The sequence below is a fragment of the Halapricum hydrolyticum genome (assembly GCF_025517535.1).
GTDB classification, from domain to species: domain Archaea; phylum Halobacteriota; class Halobacteria; order Halobacteriales; family Haloarculaceae; genus Halapricum; species Halapricum hydrolyticum.
Map to the genome: position 1 here is coordinate 25,634 of NZ_JAOPKC010000005.1, position 16,212 is coordinate 41,845.

General features: G+C 65.2%; 13 protein-coding genes. 11 read left to right on the plus strand and 2 right to left on the minus strand.

Going from position 1 to position 16,212, the window contains the following annotated elements; all coding sequences use genetic code 11:
• Window positions 1-77 precede the first annotated feature (77 nt).
• From OB916_RS06730 to OB916_RS06750, 5 genes are all read left to right on the plus strand, one after another.
• Entirely contained in the window at window positions 78-1,253 is a 1,176-nt protein-coding gene (locus tag OB916_RS06730) for an inorganic phosphate transporter (protein WP_315908525.1), read from the plus strand.
• A 317-nt stretch (window positions 1,254-1,570) separates the two neighbouring features.
• Window positions 1,571-1,897 (plus strand): hypothetical protein, encoded by a 327-nt coding sequence (locus OB916_RS06735; RefSeq protein ID WP_315908526.1) that lies wholly within the window; start codon window positions 1,571-1,573, stop codon window positions 1,895-1,897.
• Window positions 1,898-2,499: 602 nt separating this feature from the next.
• On the plus strand, window positions 2,500-2,976 hold the full coding sequence (locus tag OB916_RS06740) for a hypothetical protein (protein ID WP_315908527.1): 477 nt from the start codon (window positions 2,500-2,502) through the stop codon (window positions 2,974-2,976).
• Window positions 2,977-3,269: 293 nt separating this feature from the next.
• Entirely contained in the window at window positions 3,270-5,930 is a 2,661-nt protein-coding gene (mutS, locus tag OB916_RS06745) for a DNA mismatch repair protein MutS (protein WP_315908528.1), read from the plus strand.
• A 73-nt stretch (window positions 5,931-6,003) separates the two neighbouring features.
• Entirely contained in the window at window positions 6,004-6,396 is a 393-nt protein-coding gene (locus OB916_RS06750) for a hypothetical protein (RefSeq protein ID WP_315908529.1), read from the plus strand.
• Between the two features lie 27 nt (window positions 6,397-6,423).
• Here the strand turns inward: OB916_RS06750 and OB916_RS06755 are convergent, their stop codons facing one another.
• Both OB916_RS06755 and OB916_RS06760 read right to left on the minus strand, forming a co-directional pair.
• Window positions 6,424-7,671, minus strand: coding sequence for a hypothetical protein (locus tag OB916_RS06755; protein ID WP_315908530.1), 1,248 nt, complete (start codon window positions 7,669-7,671; stop codon window positions 6,424-6,426).
• Between the two features lie 182 nt (window positions 7,672-7,853).
• On the minus strand, window positions 7,854-8,690 hold the full coding sequence (locus OB916_RS06760) for an aldo/keto reductase (protein WP_315908531.1): 837 nt from the start codon (window positions 8,688-8,690) through the stop codon (window positions 7,854-7,856).
• Window positions 8,691-9,062: 372 nt separating this feature from the next.
• Here OB916_RS06760 and OB916_RS06765 point away from each other — a divergent pair, with 372 nt between their 5' ends.
• From OB916_RS06765 to OB916_RS06790, 6 genes are all read left to right on the plus strand, one after another.
• Window positions 9,063-11,036 (plus strand): type II/IV secretion system ATPase subunit, encoded by a 1,974-nt coding sequence (locus tag OB916_RS06765; RefSeq protein ID WP_315908532.1) that lies wholly within the window; start codon window positions 9,063-9,065, stop codon window positions 11,034-11,036.
• Window positions 11,037-11,040: 4 nt separating this feature from the next.
• The gene (locus OB916_RS06770) at window positions 11,041-12,747 is read left to right on the plus strand and encodes a secretion system protein (protein ID WP_315908533.1); all 1,707 of its coding nucleotides are present in this window, start codon (window positions 11,041-11,043) and stop codon (window positions 12,745-12,747) included.
• A gap of 33 nt (window positions 12,748-12,780) precedes the next feature.
• Window positions 12,781-13,296 carry a DUF7283 family protein gene (locus OB916_RS06775; RefSeq protein ID WP_315908534.1) on the plus strand — a complete coding sequence of 172 codons (516 nt, stop codon included), beginning with the start codon at window positions 12,781-12,783 and terminating at the stop codon, window positions 13,294-13,296.
• The gene (locus tag OB916_RS06780; RefSeq protein ID WP_315908535.1) at window positions 13,265-13,738 is read left to right on the plus strand and encodes a DUF7285 family protein; all 474 of its coding nucleotides are present in this window, start codon (window positions 13,265-13,267) and stop codon (window positions 13,736-13,738) included. Before OB916_RS06775 ends, OB916_RS06780 begins: the two co-directional genes overlap by 32 nt.
• A gap of 147 nt (window positions 13,739-13,885) precedes the next feature.
• On the plus strand, window positions 13,886-15,034 hold the full coding sequence (locus OB916_RS06785; RefSeq protein ID WP_315908536.1) for a hypothetical protein: 1,149 nt from the start codon (window positions 13,886-13,888) through the stop codon (window positions 15,032-15,034).
• Window positions 15,031-16,200, plus strand: a complete 1,170-nt coding sequence (locus tag OB916_RS06790) for a hypothetical protein (protein WP_315908537.1) — start codon at window positions 15,031-15,033, stop codon at window positions 16,198-16,200. Before OB916_RS06785 ends, OB916_RS06790 begins: the two co-directional genes overlap by 4 nt.
• Window positions 16,201-16,212: the final 12 nt, after the last annotated feature.

Here is a 16,212-nt window from a genome sequence, read left to right on the forward strand (position 1 = left end):
AAGAATAAAACACCGATAGAGACGCGGTCGATAACGCAATCAGAACCTATATGCCGATTATATCCATAAGTTATAGTATGGTTTCTATCCTCCTCCTCGTCGCCCTTGCGGCCGCAGTCTTCGTCGGATTCAATATCGGCGGGTCATCTACGGGCGTCGCCTGGGGGCCACCTGTCGGTGCCCGAATCATCAATAAAACCGCCGCCGCAGCACTAATGACGTTTTTCGTCTTCCTCGGTGGATGGACAGTTGGTCGTAACGTGATCGACACGCTCGGCGGAGAACTCGTGCCGACGACAGCGTTCTCTGCCGAAGCAAGTGTCGTCGTGTTGGGCTTTATCGGATTAGGGATGTTGCTTGCCAATCTCTACGGCGTTCCGGTTTCGACATCGATGACAGCTGTAGGTGCGATTGCCGGGTTGGGACTCGCTACGGGACAATTGGATTACGCCGTGGTTGGATCGATCATGGTCTGGTGGGTCATCGCACCGGTTGTTGGTTTCTGGTTCGGGGCTATCATCGGCCGCTACTTCTATGCGTATCTCGATCAGCGGATCGCACTCGAACAATCCAATGGGCCGCTTCTCACGCTCGACCGCTCTGGGATGATTCCCGTGCCGACACTGGGGCCAGGAACGACGCCTCGTGAGGTGGTCAGTACGGGGATAGTGCTGGCGATCGCTTGTTATATGGCGTTTAGTGCCGGTGCAAGTAACGTTGCGAACGCAGTCGCACCACTCGTCGGTGGAGGACTAATCGGCGTCGAGAGGGGTGTCGGATTAGGGACGATCGCCATCGGACTCGGTGCGTTCACGATCGCCCGCCGGACCATGGAATCAGTTGGCAACGATCTCACTGATCTACCGCTGTTAGCGGCGACAATCGTCATGGTCGTGGCTGCGAGTATCACGACCGTAGCGTCGGCGCTTGGAGTCCCGATGAGTCTGGCTCTCTCGACGGTGATGTGTATCGTCGGCCTCGGCTGGGGCCGAGCGACGCGTCCGACAGCGGCGACCGACCTGGTGCGAGGCGATCTCGAAGCAGATATCGCGGTGGGTGCGGTGACGGCCGACACGCCGAACAACGTGTCGAGTGCCGGGGAAGAAGACCCTGAATACGTTCAAGACGCGACGGCGCTCTTCGACCGCTCGGCAGTCGTGCGGTTCGTTGCGTTCTGGATCATCGGTCCATCAGTGGCGACCGCTCTGTCGTACGTGGCGTTCGTCGCTCTTCCCCTTGCTGGGACATCATAGATGCATCTTCCACCCACCGGATGATTCAGCCTCCGAATCGTGAATTAAACCAACTCTGTATGCTTCGTTCAACCTCTGAGTCGGTCACGCTGATTCGGACAAGGAATAGGTAGATCGATAGTGCCTGTGCAAGACGGAAGGCGCGTATCTTGCCCGCTGTTCAACGGTAAACCCCATGGTAGATACGTGCGCGAGCTAACAGCAAATCGCTGCCTGAACGAATCTCTGGCCGACGGTATCGGGGCGGGTGCGAGGAGTAGTTGCGATCTCTGAAATTTCCGGGAACGTTTTTCATCGCTTGGTCTGTACCTTCGAGTATGCTCGACATTGGTCCCTTGGCAGTCGAGTGGCTGGCTGCTGGCGCTATCGTCGCAGTGCTCGGCGGATTAGTGAAGTTCGTCGGCTGGACGTGGTTGTTAGCTGGCTACAGCGAATCCACATCACCGGTCCCCGACGATGTCGTCCGAGACATTGCAGGTAACACCCTCTTGCGTGTGGGCATCGCCGTGGCTGCCATCGGCGTGCTCTCCTCCGTGACGGACCCCCCATCTTATTTCGGTCTTCTGGTGGAAGCTGCGATTCTCGTTGCCGTCCTGCGCATGTTCTACCAGCTATACACGTGGACGCCGACACAAACGGCCTGAACAACCGTTCGTAAGATTTCCCGGGGTTCCCGAACCCGTCCAAGGGCGCGACATTGGCTAGCTACAGCTGCGACTGTACTGTATTGAATCTCTAAGTCTTGCACGCGGATTCTGGCAGAATATGAAACTGTCGTGTCAATCGGCGATTGATTTTCTCTGTTGCGACCAGTGTGGATGGATGCGAACTCCCGTGGCCACCACTCACCCGGTTGCGCATCGAACGAAAGCAAACACATTCCAACAGCAGAACACGAAACGTCGAACTCAGAGGCTGTCGGCCGTAATTTCGGTAAGAATCTCGGCGATGGGCGCTGGAGGCGCTTGTCCGACTGTCGAACGAATCCCCTTTCCAGGCGTGAGACGTCCGAATTCCGGCAGCTCAGAAACAGCTATTTGTCAATTTATATATTATTTGTGGCCATAGTGAAAGAGACATAGCGCGAATTGACTACAGGGGCCTACTAGCTTCAGACGGAATCTGCACCGTCAAAAAAGACACACAGCACGAATTCGGAGGAGCATCCTGAACTCCTTGTCGAGCCCTTCGAATGCATCCCTGAAAACACAAAACGTTTATTACAGATCATTGAAATAACGCTAGTATGGCCCTCTTTTTGGACAGGCGACAAACAGTCGCAACCGTCTTGGCCTGTTCGATGATCCTGATTGCTGGATGCTCAGCGATGCCCGGCGGGAGCGATGCCAACAACACGGAACTGGGACGAATCACTGTCGAGAACGCCGATAACACCACTCACAGGGTCCACGTTCTCGTTGAGCGCGACTCCGTGCCTGTGTACGGAACGTCGGTCGTGTTGGATGGAGTCTCGTCCACTTCGAATGAGGCAGATCTCAGTATCGACCTCGCCGTTCTCAACAACTCCACGTGGACTGACGGGACCGGCAACTGGACTGTGTACACGAGAGTCGATGCGACCCCTTCGTGGAACGCACACGCGGTCTCATCCGAAACTGAGAGTGCCTGTACTTCGGTTAGACTGAAAATCGAAATCGATGCGTCGGTCACCAGTTTCACGCCACCCTGTGAATCGTGGCCACCGAGTACCGACACTGAGTAGGGCCGCCTCCGCCGAACTGCTGACCTGTTCGCGATATCCTGCCGGCGGTTCTGACGGGAACCGGCCAGGTCAAGACACTGCGGGTGTTACGCTCTGAGCGGAAAACTGGATACCCCGTCTGTGCTCAGTGTGTATGTTTAGTGAGCAGTTGGTTCAGCATCGGGGTGGTGAAAAGAAGCACAGCGCTATGCTGACTATACGCTCTATATGCACACGCCGTTTGTATCAACCACTGAGAGTTTCAACAGAGACATTCCTAAGTGTTTTAGCCGATACCGCACTCACCTGTGGATATGAGCGAGGCGACGGGAATCGTCGGCGAGTTCTTCGATCTGAAAGCCGAGACAGACGCGGACATACTCGCGATGCAGGTGGGGGACTTCTACGAGTTCTTCGACTCCGATGCCGAACTGGTCGCTGACGAACTCGACCTGAAGGTGAGCCAGAAGTCGAGCCACGGCTCTTCGTATCCGATGGCCGGCGTCCCGGTCGACGACCTGACGCCGTATCTGAAGGCACTGGTCGAACGCGGCTACCGCGTCGCCGTCGCCGACCAGCGCGAGGCGGGCGACGGCCACGAACGCGAGATCACCCGCGTCGTCTCGCCCGGGACCCTGCTTGCGGTGACCGACGCCGACGCGCGCTATCTCTTGACGATCGTCCACGACGAGGTCTACGGCCTGGCGTTCACGGACGTCACAACCGGCCGGTTCCACGTCACGACCGCCGCCGACGCCGACGAACTGCTGACGACGATCTACCGGTTCGATCCCGTCGAGATCCTGCCCGGACCCGACGTGCGAAACGACGACGACCTGCTGGAGCGCCTTCGAGGGCGGACCGACGCTGCGCTGACGCTGCATACCACCGAGGCCTTCGCCCCCGGGCGGGCACGCCACCGCGTCCGCGAGCAGTTCGGCGAGGGCGCACTCGAAAGCGTCGGGATCGAGGCCGACGCTGCCGTCCGCGCGGCTGGGGCGGTGTTGAACTACGTCGAGGAGACCGGCCAGGGCGTGCTGGCCTCGATCACCCGGCTGCAGGCCCACGGCGACGGCGATCACGTCGAACTCGACGCGACGACCCAGCGCAACCTCGAACTGACCGAGACGATGCAGGGGGACCGCTCTGGATCGCTGTTCGAGACGATCGATCACACCGTCACCAGCGCCGGCGGCCGCCTGCTGAAAAGCTGGCTCCAGCGACCGCGCAGGGACCGCGCGGAGCTCGAACGGCGCCACGCTGCCGTGGCTGCGCTGGCCGAGGCCGCGCTCGCCCGCGACCGGCTGCGGGAGGTGCTCGGCGACGCCTACGACCTCGAACGGCTGGCGAGCAAGGCCGCCTCCGGGAGTGCCGACGCCCGCGATCTGGTCGCCGCCCGCGAGACCCTCTCCCTGCTGCCGACGGTCCGGGAGATCGTCGCCGAAACCGATCGGCTGGCCGACTCGCCGCTCGCGTCCGTCCTCGACCAGGCCGACCTCGATCGAGCACGTGACCTCCGGGCGACGCTTGAGGCCGCGCTGGTCGAGGACCCGCCGGGGACGATCACTCAGGGCGGGCTGATCCGCAAGGGATTCGACGAGGAGCTGGACGCGCTGATCGAGCGCCACGAGGAGATCCTGGGCTGGCTCGACGAACTCCCGAAACGCGAGAAGCGACGCCACGGGATCACCCATCTCTCGGTCGACCGCAACAAGACTGACGGCTACTACATCCAGGTCGGCAAGAGCGAGACTGGCGCGGTTCCCGACAATTACGAGCAGATCAAGACGCTGAAGAATTCCGAGCGGTACACGATCCCCGAACTCGAAGAGAAAGAGCGGGAACTCCTCCGGATCGAGGAGCAACGTCACGACCTCGAACGCCGGCTGTTCGAGGAGGTCCGCGCGGACGTCGCGACGCACGCCGAACTCTTACAGGACGTGGGGCGGACGCTCGCGGAGGTCGACGCTCTCGCGGGCCTGGCGACCCACGCCGTCCGGGCCGACTGGACGCGCCCCGAATTGACCGACGGCGACCAGATAACGATCGAGGCCGGTCGCCACCCGGTCGTCGAGCGGACGACCGAGTTCGTTCCGAACGACATCCGGATGGACCGCGACCGACGGTTCCTCGTCGTGACCGGCCCGAACATGAGCGGGAAGTCGACGTACATGCGCCAGACCGCCCTGATCATGCTCCTCGCGCAGGTGGGGAGCTTCGTGCCCGCCAGGAGCGCGCGGATCGGCCTCGTCGACGGGATCTACACCCGAGTCGGCGCGCTGGACGAACTCGCGCAGGGCCGCTCGACGTTCATGGTCGAGATGCAGGAACTCTCGAACATCCTCCACTCCGCGAGCGCCGAGTCGCTGGTGATCCTCGACGAGGTCGGGCGTGGGACGGCGACCTTCGACGGCATCTCGATCGCCTGGGCGGCGACGGAGTACCTGGTCAACGAGGTCGGCGCGAAGACGCTGTTTGCGACTCACTACCACGAACTGACGGAGTTGGGCGACCGACTCGATCCCGTCCAGAACGTCCACGTAGCGGTCGACGGCGACCCAGATTCGGACCGCGACGGCGAAGAGGTGACGTTCCTGCGGACCGTCCGCGAGGGGCCGGCCGACCGCTCTTACGGCGTCCACGTCGCCGATCTCGCGGGTGTGCCCGAGCCGGTCGTCGAGCGCTCGCGAGACGTGCTCGACCGGCTCCGCAACGACGAGGCGATCGACGTCCGCGGCGGCGGTGGCGGGACGACCCAGGCCGTCTTCGATCTCTCTTCCGGGCAGTTCACGGGTGACAGCGACGGATCGGCCAGCGCGGACGGCGGGGCGACCGAGGACACGATCGCCGAGCAGTTCGGGGAAGACGCCGACGAGGTGCTGGAAGCACTGTCCGGGATCGATGTCGACGAGACGCCCCCGGTCGAGCTGCTGTCGAAAGTGCAGGAATGGCAGGGCCGGCTCGACAACTCGTGAATGTCGTTTTCGTATCAGTATCCATTTGATTGTCTGACGGTAGTTTATGTCGCTGAGGGACAGATCTGTGTGTATGAGTAGCGAACCCGCGGATCCGAACCCGAATGATACCGAGTCACCGAGCGACGACGCGTCGAACTCGCCCAGGCTGACTATCGCGCTTCCGGACGGGAGCACGAGCGTCTCGGACGCGATCGTGACGAACCGGGAGATGCTCCGCGAACCCCAGGAGCACGGGCTGGCAACCCAGGAGGAGATCACGCATCTCTCGGAAGCGATCGAGGGACTCTCGTCGAAGACACAGACGGCGACTGCCAAGTCCGAACAGACGCAGGCGACCGTCGACGAACTGCAGGACGTCGTCGAACAGCAGCGACGACAGATCGAGGAACTCCAGTCGATGGTCTCTTCGCTGGCGGACATTCTGGGAACCGAAGCGGAGTGGGAGACGTTCGACGACGCGTAACCGACCGGTCCGGAGCAGTGATCGATCCTATCGCCGACGAGCCAGCGGTTCGCAGAGCGCCCACTCGTCGTCCCGGGGATCGAGGTTCGCGGGCTCGCTGCCGCGCTCGGTGAGGATGCCGGCGTGGAACAACATTGCTTTCAGCTGGAAGACCGTCGGCGAGTGGTAGCTCGCTCCTTCTTCGAGCACTGGCGTCCGGAGGCGACCGTCGTCGGTCAGCGCACGCTCGCGGACGTCCTCGTCTCCTCGCAGGAACAACTCGACGGTAAACGTCGGATGTTGGCCGTGGAGCCACTCGACGATCTCGACCAGCGACGGATTGGCGAGGCCGTCGTCGTGCATCGTCTGCAGTTCCGTGACGAGCAACTCGGTGGCCGGATAGTCGAAGACGACCCGGCGGGCGAGCTGGCCCCAGCGCGGCGCGACGTCGAGAAAGCGCTTTCGGGAGCGCTGCCACTGCTCGAAGGTCGCAAGCGCATCGTCCAGCGAGGGATACTCCCGGAGCCCGAACCGGACGACTTCTTCGCCGAGCGGGGTGAGCCGGTAGTCCGGCCCGCGTTCCTCGATCAGCCCCAGGAACGCCGCGCCTTCGATTGCGCCGTCGACCGCGCTGACGACGTGCGCCTCGATCGCCTCGCGGTGGTCGCGGCCGCCCGCCATCGAAAGCGGGACCGCCAGATAGTTCTTGGGATGGTTGAGGCTGAAGTTGCGGTCGGCGACGCCCTGCGCGCTGGCCTGAAACCGGATCGCCGTGGCCTCGTCCGCGGTTCGGTTGCCGACGACCCGGGGTCGTTCGAGCACCGCGATCGAGCCGTCCGCGTCGACGCCGAGCACGCCGACGTTGAGCTGTCGGGCCAGCGTCCGGTCGGTCGCAGTAATCGCGTCGGCCGGTGCGCTCACGAACGCGACGTTGGCCTCGTTGAGCCGGTCGTAGGCCTGGATCACGCCGCGCTCGACGTCGACCCCGCCGCTGCCACGACCCTTCGCCTCGACGACGACAAGCGGCGGCTCCTCGCCGAGCCGCTCGACTGCCAGGTACTCCGGGTCCAGTCTCCGGACGCCGACCAGGTCGGGATAGCCAGAGCCGACCCGGACGTGGTTGAACGGCGCGAGTCGCGATTTGGTCCCGGCGTCGATCGGGCGGTCGTCGACCCACCGATCCTGGGCGAACTGTGTGTCGGCGACGACGTAGCTGTCGCCCTCGTCGTCCGGAAAGAGGTGGCTCTTCGTGTGGGCCAGTACGTGCGGCTCGGTCAGCGACGCCGCGGCGGCCATAGCGCGGGCTTCGACCGGCCAGCTCAAGAGCGTTCCGCCGCGCGCGACTGCCGTCCGGATGCGAAGCGGGTGGGCCAGCGAAGAGTGGGTGATACAACGGGCCAGCGAAGAGCGGGCGCTGCAGAAGTGGGCACCTCAGAAGGCTCACTATCAGCCATTGCGACGAGAAGCACTTAAAGGAACTACTCCGAGATCCCCCAGACGTCGTCGTCCCAGTTTCGGCCGCGGACGTCATAGACGGGCTCGTCGCGGTCGAGGTCGTCGATTCGCTGCCGATCTTCGGCGTCGAGTTCCCAGCCGAACAGCTCGAAGTTCTGCTGGATGTGCTCCTCGGAGGTCGACCGGGGCAGGACGACCACGTCCTTCTCGATCGCCCACCGGAGAACGACCTGTGCCGGCGTGCGATCGTGTTTCTCGGCGATGTCCTCGATCGTGGGATCGTCGAGCACCTCTGTGCGGGCCAGCGGCGCGGCGGCCTCGACGACGACGTCGTTGTCCTGGCAGTATTCGACCAGTTCGGGCCGCTGGAGGTAGGGGTGGAACTCGATCTGGTTGACTGCGATCGGGACGTCCGAGATGTGCAGCGCCGCGGAGAGCTGATACCGGCTGAAGTTCGAGACGCCGACGTTGCGGACGAGTCCGCGGTCGCGCAGCGTCGCCATCGCGTTCAGGGTCTCCCGTAGCGAGATCGCCGGGTTCGGCCAGTGGATCAGGTACAGATCCAGGTAGTCCGTTCCCAGTCGGTCCAGCGAGGACTCACAGGCGTCGATCACCGACTCGTAGTCGAGGTTTTTCGCCAATACTTTCGAGGTCAGGAAGACGTCCTCGCGGTCGTGGTCGGCGAGCACGTCGCCGACCTCGCGCTCGTTGTGATAGCCCTCGGCGGTGTCGACGTGGGTATAGCCGGCTTCGAGAGCCGCCGAGACGGCTGTCCTGGCCGTGTCGCCGTCGAGTCGGTAGGTCCCTTTGCCGACGACGGGCAATTCACCGTCCGGAAGCGTGACTGTCGGTACAGACATCATCCGGTAGTTCGGCGCCGACGCTGTAAGGTTCTTCGTTGTCGATCGTCCCAGACTCGCCTGCTCACTGTGCCCGGACGACCACGCTACGTTCGGACTGGACGCTCGTGACCTCTCCGAGATAGCGGCTCGTCCTGTCTCTCCAATATGATTTACACTTGTGCCCCTCGTATTTATGGACAGCAGGTCCCCGACACTAACTTTCCCCCGTTGGTGTCACCTCCCGGTGTACGCCCCGCCACTGTTGATCGACCGACGGGGACGCCTCATCCGCCTGGGCGTCCCGCTCTCCGTCCTCTGCTAGATCGTGAGTCGTCTCAGCGTCCATCAGCCACCCGCGAGTTTAAATCCGATCGGGAGACCACACGCGGTATGTCCGGACGCACCGCCGGAACGACCGCCCGGTCCGTTGCTGCGTCGCTGGGTGTCGAGTCGTTGCTGGATCCGATCCTACCCGGAGGGGAACCGCCCGCATGCACCTGCACGACGACGGTTGCGGACGGCACGTTGCGGGTCGACGCCTCGGACTGCAGTGGCGATCTGGCGGCGTCACCGGCCTGTCGCCGAACAGTCATCGAGACGATGGTCGACCGTAGCGTCACGGAGCTGAGTGTCCGCGACCGCGGCCTGAAGTACGGCTACAGTGACCGCGCGGTCGACCTGCTGGCCGCTGGGGCCCGGTTCGTCGACCTGCTCGGCGATCGCCACGACCGGCTGTCGGAGACAGCCGTGACCGATCCGCTTTCGGTCGCCGACGAACTGCGCGACCGCGTCGATCCGATCGCGAACATCGCGAGCAGATCCGGGCTGCTCGACGCCGCCGGAAGAATCGATGACTACGAAGCGGTGCTGTCGCCGACGGTCGGGCTGTCGGTCGGACACTACTTCCTCGATCGGCGCGTCTCGGATCGTGCGTCACTCCGTGACGTTACGTCCCTGGAGACGGGCAGTCGGGCGCGGGTCTACGATCGACCCGAGGGGGTTCCGCTATACGCGCTCGATCTCGTCGATACGGATCTCGACGCCGAGCAACGCCAGCTCGTCCTGGAGGGGTACGAGGCGATCGCGAAGGGACTGGTCGACGGCCAGCGACTGGCCTCGGAAGCGATCAAATACGTCGCCGACGGATCGGTCGACCCGCGCGTGACAGCGGTGCTCGAGAAACACACGAGCGGCTACGGGATCCTGGAGGACTTTTTCGCCGATCCGCGCGTGACCGACGTGTACGTCACGTCGCCGGTCACGACCAATCCGGTCCGGGTCGTCGTCGATGGCGAGCTCCTCTCCTCGAACGTCTACGTGACCCGGAGCGGTGGGGGTGCGCTGGCCTCGCGAGTGCGAAAGACGAGCGGACGCGCGTTCTCTCGGGCCAGTCCGACTATCGACGCCACGGCGTCGCTGAACAACGGAACCGGCATCCGGATCGCCGGTGTGACCGATCCAGTCGCCGACGGGGCCGCCTTCGCGTTTCGCGAACGAGCCGAGGACGCGTTCACGCTTCCGGCGCTGATCGCGAACGGGACGCTCACGGCCGAGGCCGCGGCGTTCCTCTCGGTGGCCGTCGAGCGAAACGCCGCGACGCTGATCGCGGGGACGCGCGGCGCCGGGAAGACGACGCTACTCGGGACGCTCATGTACGAACTCGCGCCCGGGACCCGGACGGTCGTCATCGAGGATACGCCGGAACTCCCGGTCGAACAGCTCCAGCGAGTCGATCGCGACGTACAGGCGTTGCGAACCGGGACCGGCGACGGTCCCGAGATCACCGTCGTCGACGCGCTCCGGACGGCGCTCCGACTCGGAGACGGGGCTCTCGTCGTCGGGGAGATCCGCGGCGAGGAAGCACAGGTCCTCTACGAGGCGATGCGCGTCGGGGCAAACGCCAACGCAGTCCTCGGAACGATCCACGGCGACGGCGCGGCCGACGTCTACGAGCGCGTGGTGTCGGACCTGGACGTGCCGCCGTCGTCGTTCAGCGCGACGGATCTCGTCGTGACCGTCCAGGCGTATCAGACACCTGATGGCCGCACGCGTCGACTCTCCCGGATCGAGGAAGTCGTCGAAGAGAACGGGGAGCTTCGGTTCGAACCGCTGTACGAACCTATCGGTGACGAGGCGACGTCGACAGACCGGATCGGCCGCGGTGAGAGTCGACTCGTGGGACAACTCGCGAAGCCGACCGAGGAGTACGCCGATCTCGTCGCGCTCGTCGACGCACGCAGGCAGTCGCTCGCTGACCTCGCGGCGGACGGCACGACAGACCCCCGTGAAGTCGCCGTCGCCTACGGAAACCGGGGCACCGGTCAGCCAGCCAACCGCCCGACTGCGGTCGGGGACCCGTGGTGAGAACATGCTCGTGGCCATCATCGAACTGCTCGCCCTCCTCGCCCCGGTCGACGCGGAGCCGTCGGACGAACTCGCGTACGCAGTCGCGTTCATCGAGGCGCCGTACGACCCGGAGACGGTCGTTCGGGCCGGATACGGTGCCGGAATCGTCGGCGTCGTGTCGGGCGTCGGGCTGTTCGCTTCCGTGCCCACGCCGCCACTGGTCGCCGTGCTGGTAACGCTCGCACTGGCACTGGGCTCGGTCCACGCGGTGCACGAACTCCCGGCGCTGCTCGCGGCGTTCAAGCGCGCCCGGGCACTGGGGGATGCTCCGAACCTCATCGGGCGTGCCGTCTTGCGGATGGAGATCCACCCGGCCACCGAGACGGCGGTCGCGTTCGCCGCCGAGACGGGTCGGGGACCGCTCTCTGCCAGTCTCCAGTCGAGTATCGATCGGGCGATGGGAACGCCCCAGACGGGGCTGATCGAGTTCGCCGAGAACTGGGCCGACGATTTCCCGGCGCTGCGACGAGCCGCACATCTGCTTTCGACGGCCGAAAACGCACCGGACGGCGAGCGTGCACGCACGCTCGATCGGTCTTTGGAGGCGATACTCGACGGGACGCGCGAGCAGATGGCCGACTTCACGAACGCGATCCGTGGACCGACGACCGGGCTGTACGCGTTCGGCGTGATGATCCCGATGGCAGCCATCGCACTGGTTCCTGCCGCGGCGATGGCCGGCGTGCCGGTGTCAGTCTGGGCGTTCGTCGTCCTCTACGACGTCGTCTTGCCGGCGGTGCTGATCGGGGCCAGCGTCTGGCTGCTCGTGCGACGCCCGGTCGCTTTCCCACCGCCACGGGTCGATCGTAGCCATCCCGACGTGCCCGATCGGCTGTGGCTGCCGTTCGTGATCGGACCCGTCGTTGGCGCGATCGGGTACGTCGTCCCCTCGCTGTTCGGCGTCGGGTATCTCTCGCCCGTCGCTGGCGGGGGGATGGGGGTCGGGGGCTTTCTGCTGTCGTATTTCGACCCGATCACCGACGTGCGCGAGTACGTTCGGAACGTCGAAGCCCACCTCACGGACGCGCTGTATCTCGTCGGCCGTCAGGTCTCGGAGGGCGAAGCCGTCGAGGCCGCGCTCGGACAGGCCGGCGATCGCGTCCCCGCTGAAACGGGTGCGGTCTTCGAACGGGCCGCCGGCGTCCAGAAGCGGCTCCATCTCACCGTCGAGGAGGCGTTCTTCGGGGAATACGGTGCACTCAGGGACATCCCGAGCGCTCGCGCACACGGGACGGCGTCGCTGCTCTCGATCGCGGCCGAAGAGGGGCAGCCCGCCGGTCGTGCCGTCGTCTCGATGGCCGACCACCTCGAAGAACTCCAGGAGGTCGAAAGCGAGGCCAGGCGCCAGCTCTCGACGGTCACCGGGACGCTCGATACGACCGCTGCGTATTTCGGCCCGCTCATCGCCGGGACGGTGCTGGCGCTTGCGGACGTGATCGGCACGACCGATTCAGTCGGCCAATTCGGGGCCGAACCGCTGGCGACCGAACCGCTCGGGCTCGTCGTCGGCGTCTACGTCCTCATCATGTCTGTCGTGCTGACGACGCTCTCGGTCGGACTCCGGCACGGTCTCGATCGTCCGCTGGTCGGCTATCGCGTCGGCCGATCGCTGCTGACCGCGATGCCGCTGTACGTCGGATCGGTCGTGCTCGTCGGACAGCTGATGTGACGATTTATATGTGATCGCCGGACCAGCGACGGTATGGATCTGGAAGCACCGGCCGACGCCTGGTACGTCTGGGTGGGTGTCGCCCTGGTGAGCGTCGCCGCGATGGGGATCGCGCTCGGGTTTCCGTCGGGGCCACCGCCGGACGCGAACGCGGCCGCCAACGCCATCGACCGCGCCGCCGGCAGCGCCCACGAGGGGAGCGCGACCTACGACCACGACGCTCGCTTCTACTGGATCGACGGGGAGCGCATCGCGATGCAAAACGAGCACGGCGTCACGAAGGCGACGCTCGCATACGGTCCCGTCGTCCCGATCGGGGACGACCTGGAACTCGAACGCGTCCTCCACGGCGAGCGTCTCACCGACGTGTATCCTTCGAACGCTACCAGATCACCGCAGCGGCAATTCGACGAGGACGTCGCGGCCGCGCTGGCGAGCGTCGATTCGGTCGATCCGGAGTGGCGTGCTGCCGGGGAGACGCTGTCCGTGCGCGTCGTCGATTACGAGGTCGGAGGAGGTGAGCGCCGTGCCGTCCTCCTCACGATGTGATCGTGGACAGACCGAGCCGATCGCGGCACTGTTCGCCGTCGTGGTGATCGCGATCGCGATCACGACGTACGGGGGTGTGCTAATGGATCTGCTGCCCGGACAGTCCGATCGAGCGCCGGCGGACGTGACGGCGGAACGCGTCTGGGGACAGCTCGAACGTGACGGCGTCTACGACACCGGGACGCTATCGAACCCGTCGAACGCGGTCGATCGCTCGGCGCTACCCCGGGGATTCAACGTCTACGTCGACGTCACGTATCTCACCGACGACGGATGGGACGCAGACGGCGAGGCGATGTACGCACCGGACGGGAGTGTCTATGACGCCGGTTCTGTCGACCCACCGGAACGGGCTGACGTGTTCGTGCGGCCGATCCCCGTTCGAACGTCTCCGGGAGTCGTCGAAACCGGGCGCCTGTCCGTCGCTGTCTGGGAGCGGTAGTCGACTGCCGGCACTGTCCGAACGTGGACTGGATACGTGTCTGTCACGCACCCGATCGCCTCGTCTTCGTATTTAAAACGTTGGATGAATTTACTGTATCAGATGTATATCGACATTAATTTAGTTGACGAGAGATATCGTGGTCGTATGGGGGATATCGCGGTCGAGATCCTGTTGGGGATCTCGTTCGGACTGCTCGCCGGCATGCTGCCGGCGATCGCGTTGGGGGTACTGCATGCGATAGTCACGTCCGTCACCGATCGGGGGGTTCCGGCGTCGGGTACCGCGTTGCTCGCACTGCCGTCGGTCGGCGCGAGCGCGTCCTACGCCGACGTGATCGCATTCGAGACTGACCTGGCCGCCCGGTGCGCGGTCGTGCTCGTCGTCGGCGTGTTGCTGTCGGTGTTCGCCGCGAGTCAGGGCGAGCGGATCGCACGGACACTCCCGCGAAACGTGGGTGCCGCCGTCAGACCGGAGCGGACGCTTTCGGCGGACGCGATCGACGGGATCGACGGACTCGGACAGGTAACGGTGCGGCCAGCCAGCCGGGTCCGCGATCTGGAGGGGCATCCGCCGCTGCCGCCGGCGCTCCGTACCCGGATCGCCGACGATAGCTGGCGTTTCCCGGCCGACCTCCCGTTATCGGAGATCGCGTCCCGTCTCGAAGCGACGCTCGTCACCGAGTACGATCTCGAGGCCGTCTCCGTCGACATCGACCCGCAGGGCCGGGCGACGATCGCGGCGGCACCGCCGTCGAAGGCTCTCGCGTCGCGACTCCGGGCGGACCACAGAGCAGTCTCGGTACGCGCGATCGCGCCGACCGGGCTCTCGCCCGGGGACGCCGTCGTCGTTCACACGAACGGATTGTCGGTCGACGGGACCGTCCTCGACGTCGGGGCGGGTCCGGCGGAGACTGATCACGACGGTACCGCCGCCGGTGGCGAGACGCGCATCACGCTCGGCGTGCCGACCGCAGACGCAGGCGAACTGCTGGGGGTGGACCGGGCCCACGTCGTCGTGACCTCGGACGGGACGACGAGCGCCTTCGAAGCCTTCCGTGCGCTCTCACGGGCAGGTCGATCCGTTCGGAAGGTGCTCGTCGGCGAGGGAGATCCGACCGAACTCCGCAGCGACGACGTCGACGTGCTCGCGGTCGAGGCGCTCGATGGCGGATGGCTGTTCGCGCCGGCGCACGAGGCACTGGAGCCGGGCCGGACTGCGTTCGTCGCTGGAACGACGGGAAGCGACGTCCTCAGGCGCTTCGACGCGAGACGACACGGGGATGATGGCTCGTGATCCCGCTGGCGATCGTCAGTGAGTGGACGATTCGAGCACTCGTCCGGATACTCGGATTCGGATTGCTCGCCGGCGTCGTCGCTGTCACCGTCGCGTTCGTCTACCGGTGGTACAGCCGGGGGCGACTCTCGCTCGGTGTCGGCCTGTTCGCCGGCCTGTCGATTCCCTCGGCGTGGCTGTACGCCGGGACGGCGGCCGGTGGGCCGCTCGTGTCCCCGACGCCGCTGTTCCATCGGGCGAGTGGCGCGTACGTCCTCGGCGTGTTCGCCACCGCCGCGATCGCTGCCGAGGCCGGTCGCCGGACCGGCGATCGACTCGCGTGTGACGTCTACGACATCGACGACGTGGCCGGCCGCGGGGCAGCGGCGGCGCTCGTTCGCGCTGCCAGTCTCGCAGTGTCCGTGACCGTCCCGGACACGATCGAACGACTCGACGGCTACGAACCGATCGGAGAGCCGACGCGAGCCAGACTGGCCGACAGGACCATGCTGTTTCCGCGCCGGCTCGACGCCGACCAACTCGGTGATCGGCTCGCCGAACGCGTCCGGGACGACTTCGACGTCGAGTACGTCCACGCGGAGGTCGCACTCGGCGGGACGGTCGAGCGGTTCGCGGTCGGCGCACGCCCGAGCGGGCTCAGCCCCCGCCTTCCGCCCGGTGTGAGTGCCGTCGGTATCGAGGCCGATCCGCCCGCATCCGTCGGATCGGGCGATCCGGTCGAGGTCTGGCACGACCGCGGCGACGCGACCCAGCCGGTTGCGACCGGCAGCGTCCGCGCGACCGACGGCGACGTGACGACGGCCGTGGTCGATACCGACGACGCGCTCGCACTCGACGGCGACCGACAGTATCGACTGCTCGTGCGCCCGGCCGCGGTTGAGGACGCCCGCGAACTGGCCGAGCACGTCTGGGAGAGTGAGGCGACGGTGACGACCACGACGGTCTCGTCCGGCGATCTGCTCGAGGGGGAGTTCGTCGGATGGCTGCCAGGAGCGGTCCTCCTGATCGAGCGAAGCGACGAGGCGATCCCGTTTCCCGAGGCGAGCGTGACGCTGCAGGCCGGCGACTCGCTGTACGTCCTCGGGATGCCGGCCCAGCATCAGGAACTGGCCGAATACGACCCGGACGCCGATCGGGCTCCACCGGAAGAAGCGTCCGAGCTGTAGCGAAACGACGGG

What these genes read in the sequence shown, in the direction of transcription:
- OB916_RS06755 (WP_315908530.1), bottom strand. Translation starts at nt 7,671, where the DNA reads ATGGCCGCCGCGGCGTCGCTGACCGAGCCGCACGTACTGGCCCACACG.
- OB916_RS06770 (WP_315908533.1), top strand. Translation starts at nt 11,041, where the DNA reads ATGCTCGTGGCCATCATCGAACTGCTCGCCCTCCTCGCCCCGGTCGAC.
- OB916_RS06785 (WP_315908536.1), top strand. Translation starts at nt 13,886, where the DNA reads ATGGGGGATATCGCGGTCGAGATCCTGTTGGGGATCTCGTTCGGACTG.
- mutS (WP_315908528.1), top strand. Translation starts at nt 3,270, where the DNA reads ATGAGCGAGGCGACGGGAATCGTCGGCGAGTTCTTCGATCTGAAAGCC.
- OB916_RS06775 (WP_315908534.1), top strand. Translation starts at nt 12,781, where the DNA reads ATGGATCTGGAAGCACCGGCCGACGCCTGGTACGTCTGGGTGGGTGTC.
- OB916_RS06750 (WP_315908529.1), top strand. Translation starts at nt 6,004, where the DNA reads ATGAGTAGCGAACCCGCGGATCCGAACCCGAATGATACCGAGTCACCG.
- OB916_RS06765 (WP_315908532.1), top strand. Translation starts at nt 9,063, where the DNA reads ATGTCCGGACGCACCGCCGGAACGACCGCCCGGTCCGTTGCTGCGTCG.
- OB916_RS06740 (WP_315908527.1), top strand. Translation starts at nt 2,500, where the DNA reads ATGGCCCTCTTTTTGGACAGGCGACAAACAGTCGCAACCGTCTTGGCC.
- OB916_RS06760 (WP_315908531.1), bottom strand. Translation starts at nt 8,690, where the DNA reads ATGTCTGTACCGACAGTCACGCTTCCGGACGGTGAATTGCCCGTCGTC.
- OB916_RS06735 (WP_315908526.1), top strand. Translation starts at nt 1,571, where the DNA reads ATGCTCGACATTGGTCCCTTGGCAGTCGAGTGGCTGGCTGCTGGCGCT.
- OB916_RS06730 (WP_315908525.1), top strand. Translation starts at nt 78, where the DNA reads ATGGTTTCTATCCTCCTCCTCGTCGCCCTTGCGGCCGCAGTCTTCGTC.